This window comes from Klebsiella sp. Q11, from assembly GCF_964241505.1.
In the GTDB taxonomy this organism is placed as follows: Bacteria; Pseudomonadota; Gammaproteobacteria; order Enterobacterales; family Enterobacteriaceae; genus Klebsiella; species Klebsiella michiganensis.
The window spans coordinates 441,947-464,761 of record NZ_CAXSXW010000003.1 but is presented as its reverse complement, the minus strand read 5'-3'; the positions used below and the strand labels follow the sequence as shown (position 1 = coordinate 464,761).

General features: G+C 58.7%; 20 protein-coding genes and 2 pseudogenes. 4 read left to right on the top strand and 18 right to left on the bottom strand.

Features of this window, described 5'->3' with window-relative positions; genetic code table 11:
• Window positions 1–158: 158 nt before the first annotated feature.
• From ACESQ2_RS06935 to ACESQ2_RS06910, 6 genes and pseudogenes are all read right to left on the bottom strand, one after another.
• Window positions 159–1,037, bottom strand: coding sequence for a MetQ/NlpA family ABC transporter substrate-binding protein (locus ACESQ2_RS06935; protein ID WP_014229036.1), 879 nt, complete (start codon window positions 1,035–1,037; stop codon window positions 159–161).
• Window positions 1,034–1,732 (bottom strand): methionine ABC transporter permease, encoded by a 699-nt coding sequence (locus tag ACESQ2_RS06930; protein ID WP_373170253.1) that lies wholly within the window; start codon window positions 1,730–1,732, stop codon window positions 1,034–1,036. The genes ACESQ2_RS06935 and ACESQ2_RS06930 overlap by 4 nt, the downstream gene beginning before the upstream one ends.
• A complete protein-coding gene (locus ACESQ2_RS06925; protein WP_032749403.1) occupies window positions 1,729–2,748 on the bottom strand; it encodes a methionine ABC transporter ATP-binding protein in 1,020 nt (339 codons plus the stop codon). Before ACESQ2_RS06925 ends, ACESQ2_RS06930 begins: the two co-directional genes overlap by 4 nt.
• A complete protein-coding gene (locus ACESQ2_RS06920; RefSeq protein WP_234625296.1) occupies window positions 2,745–4,157 on the bottom strand; it encodes an LLM class flavin-dependent oxidoreductase in 1,413 nt (470 codons plus the stop codon). The genes ACESQ2_RS06925 and ACESQ2_RS06920 overlap by 4 nt, the downstream gene beginning before the upstream one ends.
• 143 nt (window positions 4,158–4,300) lie before the next feature.
• Window positions 4,301–4,471: pseudogene (locus ACESQ2_RS06915) on the bottom strand (FAD-dependent oxidoreductase); the annotation flags it as partial.
• 484 nt (window positions 4,472–4,955) lie between these two features.
• Window positions 4,956–6,572 (bottom strand): ABC transporter substrate-binding protein, encoded by a 1,617-nt coding sequence (locus ACESQ2_RS06910; RefSeq protein WP_373170252.1) that lies wholly within the window; start codon window positions 6,570–6,572, stop codon window positions 4,956–4,958.
• Window positions 6,573–6,761: 189 nt separating this feature from the next.
• Between ACESQ2_RS06910 and mpaA the strand changes: the two genes are divergently transcribed.
• Entirely contained in the window at window positions 6,762–7,475 is a 714-nt protein-coding gene (gene mpaA / locus ACESQ2_RS06905) for a murein tripeptide amidase MpaA (RefSeq protein ID WP_004850230.1), read from the top strand.
• Here mpaA and ycjG read toward each other — a convergent pair.
• The gene (gene ycjG / locus ACESQ2_RS06900; RefSeq protein ID WP_014229032.1) at window positions 7,466–8,431 is read right to left on the bottom strand and encodes an L-Ala-D/L-Glu epimerase; all 966 of its coding nucleotides are present in this window, start codon (window positions 8,429–8,431) and stop codon (window positions 7,466–7,468) included. The genes mpaA and ycjG overlap by 10 nt on opposite strands.
• Before the next feature lie 101 nt (window positions 8,432–8,532).
• Between ycjG and tpx the strand changes: the two genes are divergently transcribed.
• Window positions 8,533–9,039 carry a thiol peroxidase gene (gene tpx / locus ACESQ2_RS06895; protein ID WP_004850226.1) on the top strand — a complete coding sequence of 169 codons (507 nt, stop codon included), beginning with the start codon at window positions 8,533–8,535 and terminating at the stop codon, window positions 9,037–9,039.
• A 45-nt stretch (window positions 9,040–9,084) separates the two neighbouring features.
• On the opposite strand, the gene ACESQ2_RS06890 is transcribed toward tpx, so the two are convergent.
• From ACESQ2_RS06890 to pspA, 9 genes are all read right to left on the bottom strand, one after another.
• Window positions 9,085–10,140 carry an AbrB family transcriptional regulator gene (locus tag ACESQ2_RS06890; RefSeq protein ID WP_049070214.1) on the bottom strand — a complete coding sequence of 352 codons (1,056 nt, stop codon included), beginning with the start codon at window positions 10,138–10,140 and terminating at the stop codon, window positions 9,085–9,087.
• 116 nt (window positions 10,141–10,256) lie between these two features.
• Complete coding sequence (gene tyrR / locus ACESQ2_RS06885; protein WP_004850219.1) at window positions 10,257–11,798, bottom strand: transcriptional regulator TyrR; 1,542 nt, start codon at window positions 11,796–11,798, stop codon at window positions 10,257–10,259.
• Between the two features lie 285 nt (window positions 11,799–12,083).
• Window positions 12,084–13,145, bottom strand: a complete 1,062-nt coding sequence (locus ACESQ2_RS06880; RefSeq protein WP_046877375.1) for a YcjF family protein — start codon at window positions 13,143–13,145, stop codon at window positions 12,084–12,086.
• Complete coding sequence (locus tag ACESQ2_RS06875) at window positions 13,142–14,539, bottom strand: YcjX family protein (protein WP_373170251.1); 1,398 nt, start codon at window positions 14,537–14,539, stop codon at window positions 13,142–13,144. The genes ACESQ2_RS06880 and ACESQ2_RS06875 overlap by 4 nt, the downstream gene beginning before the upstream one ends.
• Before the next feature lie 88 nt (window positions 14,540–14,627).
• On the bottom strand, window positions 14,628–14,942 hold the full coding sequence (gene pspE, locus ACESQ2_RS06870; protein WP_014229028.1) for a thiosulfate sulfurtransferase PspE: 315 nt from the start codon (window positions 14,940–14,942) through the stop codon (window positions 14,628–14,630).
• A gap of 33 nt (window positions 14,943–14,975) precedes the next feature.
• Window positions 14,976–15,206 carry a phage shock protein PspD gene (pspD, locus tag ACESQ2_RS06865; RefSeq protein ID WP_004101464.1) on the bottom strand — a complete coding sequence of 77 codons (231 nt, stop codon included), beginning with the start codon at window positions 15,204–15,206 and terminating at the stop codon, window positions 14,976–14,978.
• Window positions 15,207–15,225: 19 nt separating this feature from the next.
• Window positions 15,226–15,585 (bottom strand): envelope stress response membrane protein PspC, encoded by a 360-nt coding sequence (gene pspC, locus ACESQ2_RS06860; protein ID WP_373170250.1) that lies wholly within the window; start codon window positions 15,583–15,585, stop codon window positions 15,226–15,228.
• On the bottom strand, window positions 15,585–15,809 hold the full coding sequence (pspB, locus tag ACESQ2_RS06855; protein WP_004101459.1) for an envelope stress response membrane protein PspB: 225 nt from the start codon (window positions 15,807–15,809) through the stop codon (window positions 15,585–15,587). Before pspB ends, pspC begins: the two co-directional genes overlap by 1 nt.
• Window positions 15,810–15,859: 50 nt before the next feature.
• Window positions 15,860–16,528, bottom strand: coding sequence for a phage shock protein PspA (gene pspA, locus ACESQ2_RS06850; RefSeq protein ID WP_049070217.1), 669 nt, complete (start codon window positions 16,526–16,528; stop codon window positions 15,860–15,862).
• 152 nt (window positions 16,529–16,680) lie between these two features.
• Here pspA and pspF point away from each other — a divergent pair, with 152 nt between their 5' ends.
• Window positions 16,681–17,670, top strand: a complete 990-nt coding sequence (pspF, locus tag ACESQ2_RS06845; RefSeq protein ID WP_192830782.1) for a phage shock protein operon transcriptional activator — start codon at window positions 16,681–16,683, stop codon at window positions 17,668–17,670.
• On the opposite strand, the gene ACESQ2_RS06840 is transcribed toward pspF, so the two are convergent.
• Window positions 17,661–19,052, bottom strand: a complete 1,392-nt coding sequence (locus tag ACESQ2_RS06840) for an MFS transporter (protein WP_373170249.1) — start codon at window positions 19,050–19,052, stop codon at window positions 17,661–17,663. The genes pspF and ACESQ2_RS06840 overlap by 10 nt on opposite strands.
• 25 nt (window positions 19,053–19,077) lie before the next feature.
• Window positions 19,078–20,246 (bottom strand): annotated as a pseudogene (locus tag ACESQ2_RS06835) (M20 aminoacylase family protein).
• A gap of 169 nt (window positions 20,247–20,415) precedes the next feature.
• Between ACESQ2_RS06835 and ACESQ2_RS06830 the strand changes: the two are divergent.
• On the top strand, window positions 20,416–22,722 hold the full coding sequence (locus tag ACESQ2_RS06830) for a helix-turn-helix domain-containing protein (RefSeq protein WP_373170248.1): 2,307 nt from the start codon (window positions 20,416–20,418) through the stop codon (window positions 22,720–22,722).
• The last annotated feature ends 93 nt before the right edge of the window (window positions 22,723–22,815 follow it).

Below are 22,815 nucleotides of genomic sequence, written 5' to 3'. Positions count from 1 at the left end.
ATTGTGCAGGTGACTCTGGTTATAAGCCGGGCTTTAGTATATTAAAAACGATAAATAATCATATAATTATCAATATATTCAATAAGTTAATAAATAATGACGCCAGTAACCGGGCGAGCAAACGCCCGTCCGGTTATTATCGTTTCATCAATGATGTCTTAGTTTGCTGAGACCGGAACCAGTACGTCTTTGACCAGCGGATCGTCAGTGGTCTTTAACCACGTCTGAATACGCGGATCGGAAAAAGCCTGTTTTAATTTGACAATATTCTCCTGCGATAAATACGGTGTACCGATGACTAATTGCGAGGCAAACGTTTTAGGCGCAGGCGGGAATAATATGCCTTTTTCTCGCGGGACTTTTCCGGCATCAAATTGTGAAACATAACCAATAGCGGCATCCACCGAATTCAGCGCTCGCGGCATGGTTAATAAATCCAGCTCTTTAAAATTGAACTTGTGCGGGTTGCCGACAATATTTTTCAGTTTCGCCGTGCGCGGCTCAACCGCCGGATCGAGTGAGATTAACCCTATCCTTTGCAGCAACCATAATGCCTGCCCCTGGTTAGCGCCATCATCCGGCACGACGAGGGTCGCCCCGACGGGCAAATCCTGTACCGATTTATAGCGGTCGGAATAGATCCCGAAGGCCCACTGAAAAACCGGCACGGTCGTCGAAAGCGCAAAGCCGTTGGCGTCCACCACCTGCTTAAGCCACCACTGATGTTGATAGATAGTGCCGGCATACTGCCCCTCCGCCACGGCTCTGTCCGCCTGTACCGGATCCTGTACGCCCACCGCCTCCAGCTTCAGGCCATAATCGGGCGCAATATGCTGACTGATGTACTCAATAATTCGCTGCTCGCCCGCCATCGCCGGTTCGTAGTGAATTTTTAACGTCGTACCGAAAACGACCTGCGGCGCCTGCGCGTATCCGCGCCACCACCAGAACGCGACGGCCAGCGCCGCGATCGCTGCCAGCGCCGCCAGCCATGGCCAGCGGCGGGCTTTACGGAGTTCAAACTGTTCTGTTGTCATGAAGAAATCCCCTGAGTGTGGCGAAGCTTATTGACCAGACGGTCGCCAAAGAATTGAATGATCTGAATCGTGGCGATCAGCACGACAATGGTGGCGATCATGATGTGATTGTCGAAACGCTGATAGCCGTACACGACCGCCAGATAGCCGATCCCACCCGCACCGATAGTGCCGGCAATCGCCGAATATTCGATCATCGACACCAGGTTAAGCGTGACCGCCGCCACCAGCGCAGGCAGCGCCTCGCTGAGCTGCGCGTGGCGGATTATCTGCCAGCGCGAACCGCCGCACACCAGCCCCACCGCGGTAACCTCCGCCGGGAGTTCGCGCAGGGCGTTTTCCACCAGACGGCCAAAAAATGGCACGCCAGCGGCAATCATCGGTACCACCGCGGCAGGGATGCCGATAGTGGTGCCCGTAAGCCAGAACGTAAACGGGATAATCGCCGCCATTAACACCAGAAAGGGCAGAGAGCGCCCCATGTTGACGCCCCAGTTAAGCACCTGGTAAAGCGCGGGACGCGGAAATAATCCTCGCGGCGAGGCGTTGAATAACACCACGCCCACCACGCCGCCAAGGGTCATCACAAACAGCATCACAATGGCAACCATCAGCCAGGTTTCACCATAAGCAGGCAGCAGCAATGTGTGGATTTCATGCCACGGCGTATCCTGGCTTATCACTGTCGGTTTCATACCGCCTCCTGTAGCTCGGGGGCATGTGCAAGGATTTCCGCCGCAATGCCCAGCTGCGCTAAAAGCGCGATCGTTCGATCCGCTGACAGTCGTTGTCCCTGAAATCGGACGCCGACCTGTAAACGCCCCGCCAGTTGACCGTTGATCACTTCCACATGGCCGCCGAGCAAATCTATCTGTAGCGCATGCTGGTGGCTCAGACGGCTGATCCAGTCAGTCGCCACCGGCACATCCCAGCGATAACTCAGGCGCAACAGCAGATCGCTGTTAACAGCGATGGGCGACAGCGGCAATAGCTGCTGACCAAGCAGGGAATCCGGACGGGCCAGCAGCTCTTTCACCTGCCCGTACTGGACTATCGCGCCATCGCGGATTTCCGCCACCGCATCCGCCGCGGCGCGTACCGCATCCATTTCATGAGTAATCAGGACTATCGCCAGCCGGTACTCATCACGTAGCTGTCGGAGCAAACCCAGCACCGTGGCGGTCGCCTGGGGATCCAGCCCAGACGTGGCCTCGTCCGCCAGCAGTACCGACGGACGTAATGCCAGCGCGCGAGCGATACCAATGCGCTGACGCTGTCCGCCGGAAAGCTGGGACGGATAGGCCTCCGCTTTGTGACTCAGCCCTACGCTCTCCAGTAATTCACCGACCCGCGCCTTAATGTCGCGTTCCACCACGCCCAGATACTCCAGCGGCACCGCAATGTTTTGCCACGCCGTCTTGCGATTCAGCAGCGCTGAGGATTGAAAAACGGTACCGATCGCGCGCCGTTCACGCCGCAGCGCCTCCCCTGACAGTAATGACAAATCTTTGCCGTTAACCTTGATACTGCCGCTATCGGGGCGTTCCAGCAGGCTGATGCAGCGCGCCAGGGTCGATTTCCCCGCACCGCTCGGACCTACCACCGCAGTGATGGAGCTGGCGGGCACCCTGAGCGATAATCCCTTCAGAACCTCGCTGACGCGGCCATCCGCCGTGCGGTAGCGTTTATGCAGATTATCGATATCAATCATGCCGCCGTCTCCTTCGCCCCGACATCGTTTCGCACGCCGCGACGGTAGTCTGCCCCCGGATGCGGCGCGGTCAGGCGCGGCCCGGCGCCGAACAGTTTTTCGCGCAGCGTGCCTTGCCGGTAATCCTGCTTAAAGACGCCGCGTTTTTGCAGCTCTGGTATTAATAGCTCCACCACGTCGCGGAAGGTTTCATGCGTCACGGCGTAGGCCAGATTGAAGCCATCGACATCGGTTTCCTCGACCCAGGATTGGAGTTCATCGGCCACCGTTTCCGCACTGCCGACGAGCAGCGGGCCAAAGCCGCCGATACCCACCCAGTCCGCCAGCGCTTCCACCGTCCATTGACGATTCGGGTCGGCGGTGGAAAACGCCTCAACCGCCGACTGGATGGCGTTGGTATGCAGGTATTTCAGCACCTGGTCCGGCCGATACTGACCGAAGTCAATACCGGTCCAGCCGGAGATCAGCGCCAGCGCGCCCTCATAGCTAACGTATGATTTGTATTCCTGCCATTTGGCCTGCGCCTCGCGATCGGTTTCGCCCACGATCGCCGTTTGCAGATTGAAAATCAGAATGCTGCGCGGATCGCGCCCGGCTTCCGCGGCGCGACGACGAATATCCGCGACCGTCTTCTTCAACAGAACTTTCGACGGCGCAGCGACAAAAACGCACTCGGCATGCGTGGCGGCAAACTGTTTTCCGCGGCTGGAGGCCCCCGCCTGATAGAGAACCGGCGTGCGCTGCGGCGACGGCTCGCACAGATGGATGCCCGGAACGGAGAAAAAGTTGCCCTGATGGTTAATCGGATGGATTTTCTGCGGATCGCTAAAAATTCCCCGTTCGCGATCGCGCAAAACCGCGCCGTCTTCCCAACTGCCTTCCAGCAGTTTATACACGACGTCGAGGTATTCATCGGCGTAGTCGTAGCGCGCATCATGGTCGGTCTGCGCCTGATACCCAATATTGCGGGCGCCGCTTTCCAGATACGAGGTAACAATATTCCAGCCCACGCGTCCTTTGGTCAGATGATCGAGCGTCGACAGCCGACGGGCAAATGGATAGGGATGCTCAAATGACAGCGATGCGGTCAGACCAAAGCCAAGGTGTTCCGTCACCAGCGCCATCGGGGTTATCAGCGCCAGCGGATCGTTCACCGGCACCTGCGTCGCCTGACGAATCGCCGCATCGCCGTTGCCGTTGCCGTTAAATACATCGTAAACGCCAAGCACATCGGCAATAAACAAGCCGTCAAATTTGCCGCGCTCCAGAAGGCGCGCCAGATCGACCCAATATTCCAGATCTTTATATTGCCAGGAGCGGTCGCGCGGATGGGCCCACAGGCCCGGCGACTGGTGACCGACACAGTTCATATCAAACGCGTTAAGGCGAATTTCTCGTTGCGATGGCATAGCGCTCTCCACGGTGTGTCCAGGTACTGGCACACGCTTATTAATGAAAAGGATAAAAGGGGAAAAAATCAGGACTCAGGACATCGGGCGGACAGGCTGAAACCCAGCGTCGCCAGCGTTTCTCCGGCAATGGCGGCAGCACGATCGGCCACCTGCGGCGCTTTCCAATAACGATGCACATCCCAGTAGCTACGTAGATGATGCAGGAAGCGCTGGCGCAGCGTTCCCTGCCGATAGTCGCCCGGCCATTCCTCGCTTTCTCCGCTAAGGTTGCTCTGCGAGAACAACCTACGGTGAGAGAACGCCAATATGTTGATATTATCGTCAGCTTTCTGCGTCATTATCCATTTCCTATATAACCATATTCGATATTTATCGAAGAGTTATTTTAATTTTGTTATATGGGTGTTAGCGATAATCATGCCAAAGGCTGCGCATTATTTAATTCATGTTAATCAATGGTTTTAAAAAATAGGCTTGCGCAAGAGCTGTTGCGAATGCGCCAACTGATGCACACAGCCTGTTGTATTAGCAACAGCCGGGCAAGGCGTGCCTCTGGTTGCTGGTGCCAGTACTATTACGTTGCGACGCCTGCAACGCGTGCGAGCTAAAGTTGTTCACTGAGTTGACGGCACTGCTTTAATCCTGAACGAATAACAGCATCGGAAAGTGGGAGTTTGGGGCTGAAACGACCTGGATGAAGATACTCAGAATGCGAAAGGAGACACTGGCGCTGTAAGCCGCGCCAGTTGTGGGTTTAGCGATGGTTGCCTGATGTTGGCAGGAGGTCAGTACGCATCAGTGCTTCACGATATACATTGTGCGGCTATAGGCCACGTCCTCCGGATTGGCTATCGGATACCCTTTCAGCCACGGTTTAATCAGACGCCCGTTGGTGTACTGATAAATCGGCGCGATGGGCGCTTTCGCCATAATGATTTTTTCCGCCGCGTTGTAATCGTCATTGCGCGCCTTTTCCGATGTTTCCAGCGCCGCCTGGGTCAGAATTTTGTCGTAGGCCGGATCGTTGAAACGGGAGATGTTACCGCTGTGGGCCGAGGTGAGCAGCGACAGGAACGTCGACGGCTCGTTGTAATCCCCGACCCATGAGGCGCGAATCACATCGAAGTTGCCGGTATTGCGGCTGTCGATATAGGTTTTCCACTCCTGATTTTGCAGCTTCACGTCGACGCCCAGATTTTTCTTCCACATGGAAGCTACCGCAATCGCGATTTTCTGATGGTTCTCCGAGGTGTTGTACAGCAGGGTCAGCTTCAGCGGACGGTTCGGACCGTGGCCCGCCGCCTGCAGCAGCGCTTTGGCCTGGGCATTCAGCTCGGCCTGGCTCATGCTCTCGATTTGCGTCGGCTGCGGGGTAAAACCTGCGGTCACGTCCGGGGTGAAGCGCCAGGCCGGTTTCTCGCCGGTACCCAGAATTTTCTCCGCCATCAGACGGCGATCGATAGTCATGCTGAGCGCCAGGCGGACGCGCTCATCGGCGGTTGGCCCTTTCTGCGTGTTAAACGCGTAATAATAAGTGCCCAGCTGCGGCGGGGTATAGACCTGCCCCGGAATATCCTTCAGCAGCTTCTGGTACAGATTTTTCGGGAACGACTCGGTGATATCGATATCGCCGGCCAGATAGCGTTTGGTGGCCGCCGATTCCTGGTTAATGGGCGTAAATGTGACCTGCTGGATCACCGTTTTGCCGTTATCCCAGTAGTGCGTATTGGGAACCACCACCAGCTTTTCATTCACCACGCGATCTTTTAAGACATACGCGCCGTTGCCAATCAGGCTTCCCGGACGCGTCCAGTTGTCGCCGCTCTCCACGTTAGCCTTCTGCACCGGATAGAAAGCAAAGCTCGCCGTCAGATTGCTGAACCACGGCAGCGGTTTATCCAGTTGCACGCGCAAGGTACGCGCGTCCACGGCGGTGACGCCGAGGGTATCCGGCGCGGCTTTACCATCAATAATATTTTGCGCATTGGCGATTCCGGCCAGCGCAGCAAACCAGGCAAACGGGGAGGTGGTTTTAGGATCAACCAGCCGCCGCCAGCTATAGACGAAATCCTCCGCCGTTACCGGCGTTCCGTCGGACCAGCGGGCGTTATCGCGCAGGGTAAATGTCCAGACGCGATTATCATTGCTCTGCCAGCGAGTCGCCACGCCTGGAATCAGATTGCCTTTCTCGTCCTGATTGACTAAACCTTCAAAAAGATCGCGGATAACCTGAATTTCAGGCAGACCGACGGCTTTGGCGGGATCTAAGGAGGCGGGTTCATCTTTAATGTGCCGCACCAGCACCTGTTTTTCGGCTAATACGGTGCCCGGCGGGACATCGGCGGCCCAGGCAAGAGAAGAGACGCTGGCTAACCACAGCGCGCCGCATGTCAATGTGACAGGATACTTCATAAGATCCCCTTTAAAATAAAAAAACCAGAGCTGGCAGTGCGATAATTATTTGTTTCATCACCTGAAATTGCAAACGGCTTGTGAAAGAAAGTTGACATATATGCTGATTTCGTCCTCGCTGGAAACTATTTGATTCCGGGACGGTTTTACACAACACTGCTGAAAAATAACCTGACAACAGGATGCCCTATGCCCGTTTCTCGTCCTCGCCCTCAGCGCGGTGATTTTCCGCCCGGCACACAACGCTATGGCCAGTCTCACCTAGGCGCACCGCTGCTGTGGTTCCCTGCACCGCTGGCCGATAGCCGCAGCGGCCTGATCCTTGCCGGTACCCACGGCGATGAAAACGCATCGATTGTCACCCTCTCCTGCGCGCTACGTACGCTCAAACCCGAGCTGCGCCGCCATCATGTCGTGCTGGCGGTCAACCCGGACGGTTGCCAGCTGGGGCTGCGCGCCAACGCGCGCGGCATCGACCTGAACCGGAATTTTCCGGCGGCAAACTGGAAAGAAGGCGAAACGGTCTATCGCTGGAACAGCGCGGCGGAACAGCGCGATGTGGTTCTGCTCACCGGCGAAAAACCCGGTTCAGAACCGGAAACCCAGGCGCTGTGCCAGCTGATCCACCAGATCCATCCCGCGTGGGTGGTCTCGTTTCACGATCCGCTGGCCTGTATTGAAGACCCCGGCCACAGCGCGCTGGGGCAGTGGCTTGCCGGGGCGTTCAGCCTGCCGCTGGTGGGCAGCGTCGGCTATGAAACGCCCGGCTCCTTTGGCAGCTGGTGCGCGGATATCGGCCTGCCCTGCATCACCGCCGAATTCCCGCCGATATCCGCCGACGAGGCGACGGATAAATACCTTCAGGCGATGACGGACCTGCTGCACTGGCATCCTCAAAGATGAAGCACGCCGGTGCTGAAATGCAGCGCCGGCTCAACGTCCACCGCCAGCCAGGTCGGGCCATCGAGGTCGGCAAAACGGGCCAGCGGCGCCAGCGGCAGCGCCGCGCTGATGGCTCTTGAGGTACACAGCATGCAGCCCAGCATCCGCGCAAATCCCAGGCGCTCCGCCTCCTCAGCCAATAGCAGCGCTTCGGTCAGACCGCCGGTCTTATCCAGTTTGATATTGACCATCTCATAGCGGCCGCGCAGCGCCGCCAGGCTGTCGCGCGTATGACAGCTCTCATCGGCGCAAATGGGCAGCGGGTGGATAAAATTCTCCAGCGCTTCATCGGCCCCAGCCGGAAGCGGCTGTTCCAGCATCGCCACGCCGATATCCGCCAGCAGCTGACAGCGCTCGGCCAGGCCATCGCTGCGCCAGGCTTCGTTGGCATCCACGATAAGCGTTGCCTGCGGAACCGCTTCACGAATGGCAATCAACCGCTCGCTAATCAGATGATCGTCGAGCTTTACTTTTAGCAACGTGGCCCCTTTTTCCCACAGCGCCGCCGCGCTCGCCGCCATCTGGTCCGGCGTGCCGATAACCACCGTTTGCGCCGTAACCACCCGGCTGGGCAGCGTCACGCCCAACAGCTGCGCGATGCTCTTACCCGCGCTGCGCGCCTGACAGTCCCAGAGCGCGCAATCCACGGCGTTACGCGCTGCCCCGGGGGGCAGCAGGTGCTGAATCTGCTCACGAGAGACGCCGCGTTCAATCTGTTCGCCAATCGCCATAATCTGCGCCATCACCGAGGCTATACTCTCTCCGTAACGAGGATAGGGCGTGCACTCACCTGTCCCCTTGACGCCATTCTCTTCAATCTCCACCACCACGACTTTTGCCTCGCTGCGGCTGCCGCGGGCGATCACAAACGGAGTATGTAACGGCCAGGCTTCTTCATAGACTCGCAGATTTCGCATTCCCTGAACCTCGCAGGTAAGTATTAAAAGGATTTGCCGTGCTGATGACGGATGTCATACACTAGCCGCGACGTTAACTATATGTAAACAGGAAGATAACCATGTCACAAACCGTGCATTTCCAGGGCAACCCCGTTTCTGTTCAAGGCACCATTCCGCAGGCAGGCGCTAAAGCGCAGCCGTTTACGCTGGTGGCCAAAGATCTCTCTGACGTCGCGCTGAGCCAGTTCGCCGGCTCCCGTAAAGTGCTGAACATTTTCCCAAGCATCGATACCGGCGTTTGCGCGGCATCGGTACGTAAATTTAACCAGCTGGCGTCTGAACTGGACAACACCGTCGTGCTGTGCATTTCCGCTGACCTGCCGTTCGCGCAGTCTCGCTTCTGCGGCGCTGAAGGCCTGAACAACGTTGTCACTCTGTCCACCCTGCGCGGCGCGCAGTTCCTGGCCGACTACGGCGTCGCTATCTCTGCGGGCCCGCTGGCCGGTCTGGCGGCGCGTGCTGTGGTCGTCATTGATGAAAATGACCAGGTTGTTTACAGCCAGCTGGTGAATGAAATCACCGAAGAGCCGGACTACGACGCAGCCCTGGCCGCGCTGAAAGCGTAATATCCTCGCTGAGTTACGTAAGCCCTCGTTAAACGGGGGCTTTTTTTATTGCCGCGCCGCATAGCGGGAGATGAAGCGCGCAATCGCCGGGCCGGTCAATAAGATGGTGAACAGGCGCAGCGTCTGCATTGCCATAATAAACGACATATCCGCCCGCGTACCGGCGGCGATAATCGCCACCGTGTCCAGTCCGCCCGGACTGGTTGCCAGATAGGCGGTCATAAAGTCCAGCGGCAAAACCTGCGTCAGCCCATAAGCCATCAGCGCGCACAGCAGGATCAGGCCGATAATCGATGCCAGGATCTGCGGCAGGGTTTTCAGCGCCAGCAGGAAAATCTGTTTATTAAACTTTAGACCAACGCTCCAGCCGACGGCGGCATAGGCCAGCGCCAGCAGCCATTCGGGAAGTTCGAGCAGCAGCCAGCCTTCTCCCTGCACCAGCGCGCCAATCAGCATCGGGAAGAGCATCGCCCCGGAAGGAAAGCGCAGCCGCAGCCCAAGCCACCCCGCCGCCGCCGTCAACAGCAGCGTAAGCGGCAGCTGCCGGCTGACCGGCGGAAACCAGGCGACCTGCTGAGTCATCTCCTGCGCTTCACCGCCGAGCGCGACGCGCACCACCAGCGCCGCGGCGCCGGCAACAAACAGCACCCGCAGATACTGCATCAGCGCGACCAGCCGGACATCGGCGCCGTACTCCTGGGCCATAATCACCATCGCCGAGGCGCCGCCCGGCGAACTCCCCCACGCTCCGGTGGCGCCGGGCAGATCGCTGTAGCGCACCAGCAGCCATCCCGCCAGCGCGCTGATAGCGAGCGTGGAAAAGAGAATCAGCAGCACCAGCGCCCAGTTTGCCAGCAGAACGCCGAAAATGGAGGGCGTCAGGCTGCGGGCAATCATGCAGCCGATAATCGTCTGGGCGGCAATAAAAAAGGGACGGGGTACGCGAATTTCCGCACCGCGCAGGCTCAGGCTGATGCCGGCAATCATCGGCCCCAGCAGCAGCGCGGCGGGAAGGTGAAACCAGAACAGCACAAAAGAGATCGCGCTGGAGAGCGCCAGCAGTTTCATCCATTGAAAAAAATGACTACGCCAGATCCGCATGCGTATGCCTGCCATAAAGAGGGTAAAAACGCAGTATATACCGATTCATTTGACGCCAGCCCCCCTCCCTTTTCTGGAAATGCCGGCCGGCGGCGCAGGCAGCCGGCCGACGGGCATTACTCATCGCCCTTTTTCTGGCTCAGGCCATATTCACGCAGCTTGTTGGCGATGGCGGTATGCGAGACGCCAAGACGCTTGGCCAGCTTACGCGTGCTGGGGAAGCTGCGATAAAGCTGGGTGAGCACCGAGCGTTCGAAACGACGGGTAATATCATCCAGCGAGCCTTCCATCGCTTCTTCGCCTACCGCCAGCGAGGAGACGTCGTGATCCGGCAGCAGAATATCCTGGGGGCGCAGCTCGAAACCGTCCAGCTGCGTCAGCGCGCGATAGATCGCATTTTTGAGCTGGCGCACGTTGCCCGGCCAGCTGTAGCGCATCAAAACGCTGTTCAAATCAGCGGAGAGTTTCGGCCGCGGGATGCCCTGCTCATCGGCAAAACGCGCCACGAACAGCTCGGTCAGCGGCATGATGTCCTGCGGGCAATCGCGCAGCGGCGGCAGATACAGGGTCAGGACGTTAAGACGATAGTAGAGGTCCTCGCGGAACAGCCCTTTTTGCACCAGCTCCACCAGGTTTTTCTGGGTAGCGCAGATCACCCGGACATCAACGTGGACTTCATGATCTTCACCAACGCGGCGGAAAGTTCCATCGTTAAGGAAGCGCAGCAGCTTGGTCTGCATGCGCGGCGACATTTCGCCAATTTCATCCAGCAAAACCGAGCCGCCGTTAGCCTGCTCGAAGAAGCCTTTCTTGCCCTGAACGGCGTCGCCGAACAGCTCGCTCTCCACAGCGTCTTCCGGGATGGAGCCGCAGTTCAGCGCCAGATAAGGTTTCCCCGCGCGCGGGCTGGCCAGATGGCAGGCGTGGGCCAGCAAATCTTTCCCTGTGCCGGTATCACCGACGATCAGCAGCGGCGCGCTGAGCATGGCCAGCTTACGGGCCTGCTCGACAACGTGGCGCATTTTCGGCCCAACGGCGAGGATCTGGCTAAAGGCGCTGGTGTCCTGAATGGTCATCGTTTGCAGCTGGCGCCCCATACGGACCGTCGAACGCAGCATCGCTACCGCGCCGGTCAGTACCTTCTCGCCGTGTTCGCCTTCGAGATAAACCGGAGTGATCTCCAGCAGGAAGTTCTGCCCGTTGACCACCACGTGCTCGGCGTGGGACTCCTGCGGACTGTTTTCCAGCCAGCGCTGGACGTTAAAATCGGTAATCAGCTGCGCGACCGGGTGGCTGCGCAGCTTCTCCTGACTCTGGCCAAACAGCTGGCAGCTGGCCGGGTTAGCCAGTTCGACTTTTCCTTTGGTGTCGAGAGACAGCACCGGCTCAGGCATCGCCACCAGCAGCGCGCTGAGCGCCAGATGTTCGCGCTCTGACGGCATCCACGCCACGGTACGCACGTCGGTGACGCCGGCGATACGACGAATTTCCGCCATCAGGCTGCTGAAGCTGGCGAAATCCAGCTCGGCGAAGTTGAGATAAATTCGGCCAATAGGGTCAATATCGATGCCCCGCAGGTCGATACCGCGCAGCACCAGTAAATCGAGCAATTCACGAGTCAGACCAAGACGGTCTTCACAAAAGACTTCAAGACGCATAGGCGTTTTCACCCTAAAGAGGCCAATAACCGATGAATAATAGGACAGTTATTTGCTGGCGTGAAGATAGCTGTCAACAATTATTGACAGTATGGCGGAAAAATGGCCTTTCTGCCGTAAAGTTATGCGCTCAGAGGAAAAATGACGATGAGATAAGCGGCTATCATCGCTTCTGCTTTTCTCCCCGGCTTGCGCTGCGCGTAGCCGGGCTACAGGTTACAGCCTTCTGTGAAACGGTAGCCCGGCTAAGGCGTTCACGCCGCAAGCCGGGAATGCTTAAGCGACTTATTTTTCCGCGCCGCTTTTGCTCTTCTGCAACGTCTCTTTTAGCTGGCCGATCAGCTCGCGGCGAAAATCCCCCAGCCGCGGTTTATCGTCGGCGATCCACGGCAGCGGACGGCACAGCTCCATCGCCTTAATACCCAGCCGCGCCGTCAGCAGACCGGCGCCAATTCCCTGCGCCGCGCGCGCCGATAGCCTGGCCGCGAGATCCTGCGACATCCAGTCCATCCCGACTTCCCGCACCAGCTCGCTGGCGCCAGCAAAAGCGATATTCAGCAGCACCAGGCGGAACAGGCGCAGGCGGCTGTAGTAGCCCAGTTCAATACCGTACAGAGTGGCGATGCGGTTGATCAGACGTAAATTACGCCAGGCGATAAACGCCATATCCACCAGCGCCAGCGGGCTGACGGCAATCATCAGCGTCGATTCCGCCGCCGAACGGCTAATCTCACGCCGCGCCTGCGCATCCAGTACCGGCTGCACGATCTGCGCGTACAGGCTCACCACTTCACGATCGTTCTGCGTTTCATGGATCGCCGCATACCAGCGCTGCAGCGCCGGGTGCGAGTGATCCAGCCCCGCCTGATGGGCCAGCTTTTCGCAAAAGGCGCGCCCTTTGCCGACCGCATGGCTGTGCATCAGGTCCCGCGCCTCATCGCGCTCGTGGGCGCGCTGGCGTAGCCGCCACAGCCGGCGCCATTCGGTCGCCACTGAACCGACGCCCGCCCCGACGATCAGCGCGCCGGCAGCGCAGCCGCCGAGGGCGATCCAGTCCTGCGTTTGCCAGGCGGTCATCGTCCACTGCACGCCCTGCGCCACGACGCTGACGCCAAAAATAGCCAGCCCGGCGCTGACCATCTTTCGCCACAGGCTGCGCTTAGGTCGCAGCACCGATTCCACCACCGCTTCCGCCGCGCCCTCTTCTTCTTCCGGCGCGTCGAGCCGCGCAGGAGCGAATTTCTCCGCATCGGCGCCGTCAAAAGCGCGCGCGGATTTCAGAATTTGCGCCTTTTCCACCTCCAGCGGGCCATCGAAATCGATACGCGGTTTTAAAGGTTCGGTCATCGCAATTTATCTCCGATCAAAAATTCCAGCGCCGCGTCGAGGCGAATATGCGGCAGCGGTTTATCAACGTCCATTACCTGCGGGCGAAAGTTTTCAAACTGAAAACCCTGCTGCTCCCAGAAGGCCTGACCCGGCAGGCGCGCGGGCACTTCGCCGGGATAGACGGTCAGCGGCTGTCCGTCGCTTAGCCGATGCCCCCGCAGCGCAGGGATCTTCTCATCGTTCACCTCGATAAGCCCGCTCTGCGTCGCCTGAATCGACGCCAGCCCCAGACAATCCATGCTGATGCCTTCAAACGCCGCGTTCTGCCAGGCATCCTGAATCAGCTGCTGCAGCAGCGACACCATATTGCTGTGCTGATCGACGGTGACGTGATCGGCTTTGGTCGCGGCGAACAGCAGCTTATCGATAACCGGTGAGAACAGGCGACGAAACAGCGTGCGCTGCCCGTAGTGGAAGCTTTGCATCAGCTGCGTCAGTGCGAGACGCATGTCGTTAAACGCCTGCGGCCCGCTATTAAGCGGCTGCAGGCAATCTACCAGCACGATCTGCCGATCGAAGCGCAGGAAATGATCTTTGTAGAAGCCCTTAACCACTTTCTCGCAGTAGTATTTAAAACGCTCGCGCAGCATTCCGGCATTGGTCTGTTTGTCCGCCTGCGCCAGCTTAGCTTCACCGGCGGCATCAACGTCCGGCCAGGGGAAGAACTGCAGCGCCGGCGCGCCGGCCATTTCGCCGGGCAGCACAAAGCGCCCCGGCTGAATGAAGTGCATCCCTTCGCGCTTACAGGTATGCAGATAGTCGGTCCACGCCGCGGCGATCTCCGCCAGACGGGTTTCATCGGCGGGCGCCAGCGGATCCAGTCCTTCGCATAGCTGCCGCCAGCGCGCTGACCACTCCGCCCTCTGCCCCTGCAGTAATCCGGTCATCTGCCGTGACCAGGTCAGATAGTCCTGGGCCAGCATCGGCAGATCCAGCAGCCACTCGCCGGGATAGTCGACAATCTCCAGGTAGAGGGTCGAGGTCTCTTTAAAATGGCGCAGCAGCGAATCGTTGGAGCGATAGCGCAGAGCGAGGCGGATTTCGCTGACGCCGCGGGTGGGCGTTGGCCAGACCGGCGGCTGACCGTACAGCTGGGCCAGCCCTTCGTCATAGGTAAAACGCGGAATGCCGAAATCCCGCTGCGGGACGCGCTTGACGCCCAGCAGGCGTTCTTCACGCGCTGCGCTGAGCAGCGGCAGCCGCGCCCCGGCGTGAATATTGAGCAGTTGATTTACCAGCGCGGTGATAAAGGCGGTCTTGCCGCTGCGGCTAAGGCCGGTGACGGCCAGGCGAAGGTGCCGGTCAACCCCACGATTCACCAGCGCATTAAATTCTGTTTTGAGTCGCTTCATCGCCATCCTGTTGAGCCTGAAGAACGAGGGAAATAGACATGAGGGCTAATCATAAAGTGCAATAGCCCCGCTGCGACGGGGCTGAAGATTATTTGCTGGCGCTTTTCGGCCTGGCGATCTGACTGAGGCCGCCGGCATTCACCACCTGCGTGTAGCCCATTTCGCTCAGCATCTGCTGAGCCTGGCCAGATTGCCGGCCAACGTTGCAATAGACGTGAATGGTATCGTTTTTATCCGGTACTTCAGCCGCAATCCGCGTTTTTAAATCCGCCAGCGGAATATTCACCGCCCCGTCGACGTGTTCTTTTTGATACTGCTGCGGAACGCGGACGTCAATCCAGTGCTCCGCCGCGAAGACGGGTAAGGCCATGGCCAGCGCTAAACCCAGAAGCAGTTTTCGCATTTTATCATCCTGATAGAGTGAGTTTTTAGGCACTCATAACATACGCCATCCGCGACGTTTAGAAAACCGCTGCGCCGCCCGGCTGAGCATCGGTTCCAGAACAAGCATCAGCAGCATTTTCAGCGGCCGACGCGCGACGGATTTTACCGCCCAGCCTGCGACGCCCGCCGGACCGTAGCGCAGCGCGGTGAGCAGAACCAGCTTGCCTGCGATTTTCAGACCCGGTTTGACTTTTTGCCCGGCCTGCTGCCATTTCATGTTCATTATTAACCTCAACTTTCAGTTATAGCTGGCGAAAACGACTGCGTAGCGAAAAGGTGTCGGAAGTGACGTAGCGTTCCATTTCACGCAGACGACGCTCCCCTGTTGCCAGCTCCTTATCCGCGGCGGCCAATAGCTCTCCGCTGCTCGGCGTTTTTTCACCATACAGCTCGCTTTCCGGCATAGGATCCAGCGCAAACGAGAGAATGATGTAGGCCACCACCACAAACAGGAACAGGCCAAAAATCATTGCCAGTACGGTAATCAGGCGCACCAGCTTAACCGGCACGTCCAGATACTGCGCGATGCCGGCGCAAACCCCTTTCACCATGCCCTGCTGCGGAATGCGCCACATTTTTTTACTCAGATCCAGTCCGCTCATTATTTCTCTCTCCAGTTCGGATGCTCAGCGTCAAGAATCGCCTCCAGCGCCTGAATACGCTCGCGCATACGCTTCGCGTCATCGGTCAGCTGCAGCAGGCGCTGCTGTTCGTTCTGCGATAGACTGCCGCTGGCGGTGCGGTTGTTGTAATGCAGCCAGAGCCAGACCGGCAAAACAAACAGCACAAACAACGTCAAAGGGATGGCGAGAAAAAGCATGCTCATGTGAACTCCTTGCTGATGGCGGCGGCACGTCTTGGTGCCGCCCGAAGACATTACTGGTTATTTTGATTCATTTTGGCTTTCAACGCCGCCAGCTGCTCGCTGATTTCATCGTCCGCTCTCAGATCGGCGAACTGCTGATCCAGCGATTTATCTTTACCGAAGCGGTGGCTTTCGGCTTCGGCTTCCATATGATCGATGCGGCGTTCAAACGATTCAAAACGCGCCATCGCCTCGTCAATCTTACCGCTGTCCAGCTGACGGCGAACGTCGCGGGAGGAGCTTGCGGCCTGATGACGCAGCATCAGCGCCTGCTGACGGGCGCGGGTTTCGCTGAGTTTGTTTTCCAGCTCGCCAATCTCTTTTTTCATCCGCGCCAGCGTTTCATCAACCAGTTGCGCTTCGTTTTCCAGGCTGCCGATAAGGTCGGTCAGCTTCTGCTTTTCGATCAGCGCCGCACGGGCCAGATCCTCTTTCTCTTTACGCAGCGCCAGTTCGGCTTTTTCCTGCCATTCCGCCTGCTGGGCAACGGCCTGTTCAATACGACGGCTCAGCTGTTTCTTTTCAGCCAACGCCCGCGCCGAGGTCGAACGGACTTCAACCAGCGTGTCTTCCATCTCCTGGATCATCAGCCGAACCAGCTTCTGCGGGTCTTCCGCTTTCTCCAGCAGAGAGTTAATGTTGGCGTTCACGATGTCGGCAAAACGAGAAAAAATACCCATAATTTCAATCCTCATAGTTCTGGTGTCAGGCACCGGCCTGTGCCATGACTAATACAAATGCCGTGCCAAGTTTTTATCTTATTGATTTTAATGGAAGTGGTTGTTATCTGGCCAGCGCATTGCTAAAGTGACCTGGTGAATCACACTACTAAATGGCGAAATTCATCATGGCGGATTACAAGGACAACCTGCTCGGCGAGGCCAATAGCTTTCTTGAGGTGCTGGAGCAGGTCTCAAGACTGGCGCCGCTCGATAAACCGGTGCTGGTGATTGGCGAGCGCGGAACCGGCAAGGAGCTGATCGCCAGCCGTCTGCACTTCCTCTCTTCCCGCTGGCAGGGGCCGTTTATCTCCCTGAACTGCGCGGCGCTCAATGAAAATCTGCTCGATTCGGAGCTGTTCGGGCATGAGGCCGGCGCCTTTACGGGGGCCAGTAAACGTCACCCGGGTCGCTTCGAGCGCGCCGACGGCGGTACCCTGTTTCTCGATGAGCTGGCCACCGCGCCGATGCTGGTACAGGAAAAACTGCTGCGCGTGATTGAGTATGGCGAACTGGAGCGCGTCGGCGGCAGCCAGCCGCTACAGGTTAACGTCCGCCTGGTGTGCGCGACCAACGCCGATCTGCCGCAAATGGTGGAAGACGGTCTTTTTCGCGCCGACCTTCTCGACCGTCTGGCCTTTGATGTGGTGCAGCTGCCGCCGCTGCGCGAGCGCCAGAGCGATATCATGCTGCTCGCCACCCAGTTTGCTATCCAGATGTGCCGCGAGCTCGGACTGCCGCTGTTTCCCGGCTTTAGCGAACGCGCCGCCGTGACGCTGCAGAACTACCGCTGGCCGGGGAATATCCGTGAATTAAAAAACGTGGTTGAACGCTCGGTCTACCGCCACGGCAGCAGCGAGCGCGAGCTGGATAATATTATTATTAACCCCTTCCGCCAGCAGCACGCGGCGACGCTCGTCGAAGTGGAGAAGACGCCAGGCCCCACGCTGCCGCTCGATTTGCGCGCTTTCCAGCAGGAGCAAGAAAAAAGCCTGCTCGAGAGAAGCCTCGAACAGGCGAAGTACAATCAAAAACAGGCGGCCGAACTGCTGGGGCTAACCTACCACCAGCTGCGGGCGCTGCTGAAAAAACATCAGCTTTGACCTGTACGCGGAAGCAGTAGCGCGCTCACCGCCATTGAACCCAGGCAGAGCGCGGCGTTAAACCACAGCGCATACTGCGCCGCGCTGGCCATGCCGAGCGGTAAAAACAGCGCAAAAAGTGACGCTGTCACCGCAATCCCCATCGCTCCGCCGAGCGAACTGCCCATCTTATAGATCCCCGAGGCCACGCCTACCTTATTCTCGGGAGCGTTAACCACCGCGGTATCCGTTGACGGGGTGGCGTAGCAGCCCAGGCCGAAGCCAAACAGCACGTTGCTGAAAAAGACCGTGACGATATAGGTCGATTTATCGAGAAAGGTGCAGGAGATAAGAAGAATACCGACCGCGGTAAAGACCGGGCCGCTCATCATCGGCAAACGCGCGCCGTAGCTTTGCAGCAGCTTCTCGCCCACCCGAATCATCGCCAGCACGGTAACCAGATAGCCGAGCGTCATCATTCCGCTCTCCAGCGGGCTCAGATGATGCCCCTGCTGGAGCCAGATGCTGGCAATCATCATCGTACCGATGGCGCCGTTGAGCATAAAGTTCGACAACACCGCGGCGCTGTAGGCCCGGTTGCCAAACAGCGCGAAATCAATCAGCGCCGCGTCGCCCTTACGCTGGCCGCTGCGGATAAAAAACAGCCCCGATGCCAGCGCGCCGGCCAGCATCGCCAGCGAGGTTGCGCTGGTCCAGCCCCAGCCGTGGCCTTTGCTGATAAACAGATTTAACAGCACCAGCGCAAGGATCAGGCTGAGCAGGCCGCTGATGTCCAGCTTATGCTGCTGCGCGCTGGCGCTGCGGCTTTCCGGCGTACCGCGCAGCAAAAACAGCGCCGCCAGCGCTACCGCGATGGAGAAAACAAAGATCCAGCGCCAGCCCAGACCGGTGGCGATCGCCCCGCCGACAAACGAGCACAGACCGCTGCCGCCCCACGAGCCGATGACCCAGAAGCTGACCGCCCGCTGGCGCGCTTTGCCTTCATACCAGGTTTTAATTAACGCCAGCGTCGCCGGCATGATGCAGGCGGCCGACAGCCCCTGTAAAACGCGCCCGGCCAGGAACAGCGCGGGTCCCTGAGAGAACACCAGCATTGCGCTACCGACAATGCTGAGGATCAGGCCCAGGGTAGTCATGCGCATGCGGCCGAATTTATCCGCCAGCCCGCCGCTGGCGACCACGAAGCAGCCGCTGAATAAGGCGCTCAGGCTCACCGCCAGGGTCAGGGTTTCCAGCGAAATATCGAGGCTGCTCTTCATCGCCGGAACCACGTTAATCACCGACTGGGCAAACAGCCAGAAGGTCAGAACGCTCAATACAATACCCGCCAGCAGACGATCGGTGCCGACGAACTGCGCTTCGCTTAGCGATACAGAACTCATAGCAGGGTCCTCTTCATTGCGGACATTAACGCAAATAGTGTTCCGTCAGGGCGCACCACAGCGCGGCGCCTTTCAGCAACAGCGCATCGTTGAAGTCGTATCCCGGGTTATGCACCATGCAGCGATCCGCTTCGTCCCCGGCCCCGATGGTGAAATAGCAGCCGTTCGGATTGCGCTCGAGCATAAAAGCAAAATCTTCGCTGCCCATAAACGGCTTCACCTCGCCGACCTGCGCCGCGCCAAACAGCGCGGTCGCCACCGTGCGGACCATCTCATTGGCAGCCGGATCGTTCCTTAAAACCGGGCTGCCGTTAACGTGGGTTAAGGCGGCGCTGGCGTTAAAGCTCTCGGCCTGAGCAACGGCGATATCGTGAATGCGCTGCAGGACGGTCTCGCGAACCTGTTCGTTTAAGGTGCGCACCGTGAGCTTCATTAACACCTTGTCGTTGATAATGTTCGGGGCGTGCCCGGCCTGAATGCTGCCCACGGTCACGACCGCTGGTTCAAACGGCGTGATGTTTCGGGAAACAATGGATTGCAGCGCCAGGGTGATATGACAGGCAACCAGCGTGGCGTCGACGGTATGCTCCGGTACCGCGCCGTGTCCGCCCACCCCTTTGACTTCAATATGGAGAGTATCCGAGGAGGCCATCATCGCCCCATCGCGCAGGCCGATTCTGCCTAACGGCTGCCCCGGCATATTATGCAGGCCAAAAATGGCATCGCAGGGGAACTGGTCAAACAGGCCGTCTTCCAGCATGACCCGACCGCCGTAGAGTAATTCCTCAGCAGGCTGAAAAATAAGCTGCAGGGTGCCGTTAAACTGCCGGGTGCGCGCCAGATATTCCGCGGCGTACAATAGCGTGGTGGTATGGCCATCGTGGCCGCAGCCGTGAAAACGACCGTCGACCCGGCTGGCCCACGCTTTGCCGCTCATCTCCTGCATCGGCAGGGCGTCCATATCCGCCCGTAGCCCCAACCGTTTTTACCCTCGCCGACGCGTAAAGTACCGACCACGCCGGTGCCCGCCAGACCGCGGTGAACCTGATAGCCCCATTCGCCGAGCAGGCGGGCAACCTCTTCGCTGGTTTTATGCTCTTCAAAACCAATTTCCGGCTGCTGATGGAAACGGCGGCGAAGCGCGACAAACTGCGCCTCGTTAACCTGTAATGCCTCAATAATCGGGTGTGTCATTTTTATTATTCCTGTGTTGTGTTTGCACGACACTTTCGAGTTTATGCATCCCTGTTGGCTTTAAAATGCGCTTTTTTGTTTTATAGTGACGGATTATTAATGAGTGTTTTTCATACAAAACGGTTATGACAAAAAATGACGTGCTGTTTTTTGTCTTCAGGAGGCGACGGTGGAGCATCATTCAGGCGACTTTCAGGTTGTGGTTCGCGATATCCGGCAGCTGAGCCAGCAGGAAAACGATGCTCTGACGCTGCTATGGCTGCTTGAGGGCAGCGTCGAACTCCGCGATGGCGAGACGGGTCGGTACCTGCAGGCCGATGAACTGGCGATAGTGAATCGTCATCGCCGCTGGAGCCTGCACAGCAAGACGGCGAACGTCGTGATGGCGCTGTCGCTGAACGCCGGATGGCTGACCCGCCTCGACGGCGATTTTTTTGCCTCCGCTTACCAGAGCAGCAGCGAAACGCCCGATGCCGAAGACACCCTGCGCTACCTGATGCGCCAGCTGCTGGTCCTCGGTCTGGTCAATCCGCAGGCCCACTACCGGCTGGAGGCCAACCGCTGGCTTAGCGAAATTGCTCTCCTGCTGGCGTCACGCTTCAGCCGTCCCCTCACCGCCCAGGCGCCTCGCGGAGCCGAACGCTGGAGCCAGCGAATAAACAGAGTGGTGGCGCGAATCGACGCCAACTATCAACGGCGCCTGTCGCTGCAGGAGATAGCCGCCGCGGAGTTTGTTTCTGAGGCCTGGCTCTCGCGTCTGTTCCGCAAAGAGGTGGGCGTCAGCTTTATGCAGTACATCACCGGGCTGCGCCTGCGCAAAGCCGCGGAGCAGCTGACGACGACGCGTCAATCGATACAGCAGATCGCTCAGCAGCAGGGCTTTGCCAGCAGCCGGGTGATGAGCGACCTGTTTAAACGCGAGCACGGCCTGACGCCGCGCCAGTTCCGCCAGCAGCACCCGCAGACGGCAGTCGAATCTCTCCGCCCGCACCTACAGCAGACCGAGCGATGGCAGCCGGTGTCAATCGATCGGCTGTACGCCCGGCTAAACGCGCCGCAAACCTACGGTCTGGATAGCCCGCCGCTGCGGCTCAGCCCCCAACAAACCCGCCATCTCGATGTTCGCGAACTCCCGGCGCGCGGCGCGCCGCTGCGTCACACCCGAATGGTGATTACCGTTCGCGAACTGGACGACCTGCTGCGCGAGGATGTCCGCCGCGAACTGGAACAGCTGCACGACGCGCTGCCGATATTCGCCATCGATATTCACGATCCGTTTCTCAGCAGCCGCCTGTTCGGCACCGGCTGGGACGATCCGCAAATGGCCGGGTATGCCTGCTGGTATAACCTGCAGCGCATTTTTAGCTGGCTGGCGACCCAGGGCTTGGCGGTGATACTGCATACCGGGCTCACCACCCGCGGCGACCTGCTGCAACGTTTCCTCTCTCTGTCCGCTAACCATTTTCCGCCGGCAACCCTCGCCAGCTGGCACTTCGTCTGGCACTGGTCCCCTCAGGCCAGCGACGAGGCCCGCCAGCACGCCTGGCGGCAACAAAAGACGATCCTGCAGAGGCTATCGCCGCAGTCGACGCTGGGGATCTGGCACCGTTTCCCTCAACAGGTGGAGGACGATCCCCTTCTGCGTTCACCGCTGCTGGTCGAGGCGGATTTTCTGGCCTGCCAGGCCGATGCTAATGAACTGCTGGATCTCGCGCAGGCGGATAGCCAGAAACTGGCCGCCAGCGAAAACTATCCGGTACACAAATTGCGCAAACTTCATAGCGCGCTGCGCCAGCGGCAGCTCCTGCTGCCGCTTTGGCTGCTCTCGTGGAATACCCTCACCGGCGATACCCGCGATACCAACGGCCGTTTCTTTCGCGGCGCGCTGCTGATGGATAATCTGCTGGGACTGGCGGATCAGGTTTGGCTCGCGGGGTTCTGGCTGAATTCAGGGCTGCAGGGGGAAGCCCGCGCCAACGGCAAGCTGGATACTTCCAGCCTGGCGCTGCACTATCTCCACGGTCTGCCGCGACCGGTCTACTGGGTGCTATGGCTGTGGCGCAGGCTGCGGGGCGAGGTGGTGATCAACGACAAGAACTTGCTGCTGCTGCGCCATAACGGCCATTATCAGCTACTGCTGCGCAACACGGTAGTTTTCAATCCCTGGCTTTCCAGCGAGGAGGCGTTTATCCAGCGCTTTAGTCAGCCCTGGAGCGTGCGCCTGCTCGGTCTTGAAGGACGCTGGCGAATCAAACATCATCTGTTCGATCGGCACCATGGCGCGCTCTTCCCGCTGTTTGAGGCCTTTCGCAGCCAAAGCGGGCCGGACGATGAGGACTATCGCTGGCTGATGCACAGAGCGCGTCCGGCGCTGCGCGTCAGTGAAGAGACGCCGGATAGCGACCGCTGGCAGCTTGTCGATTCGCTGGAGAGCAATGCGCTGGCGCTTTATGAATTCACGCCGCTCGGCGATTGAAAAGTGACAGCGTCACTACCCTGCTTCTTTCTGCAAGCGGTCTGTGCCGTGAAAAATAGCTTTTGCTTGCGCGGCAGCCCGTTCGCATGCGGT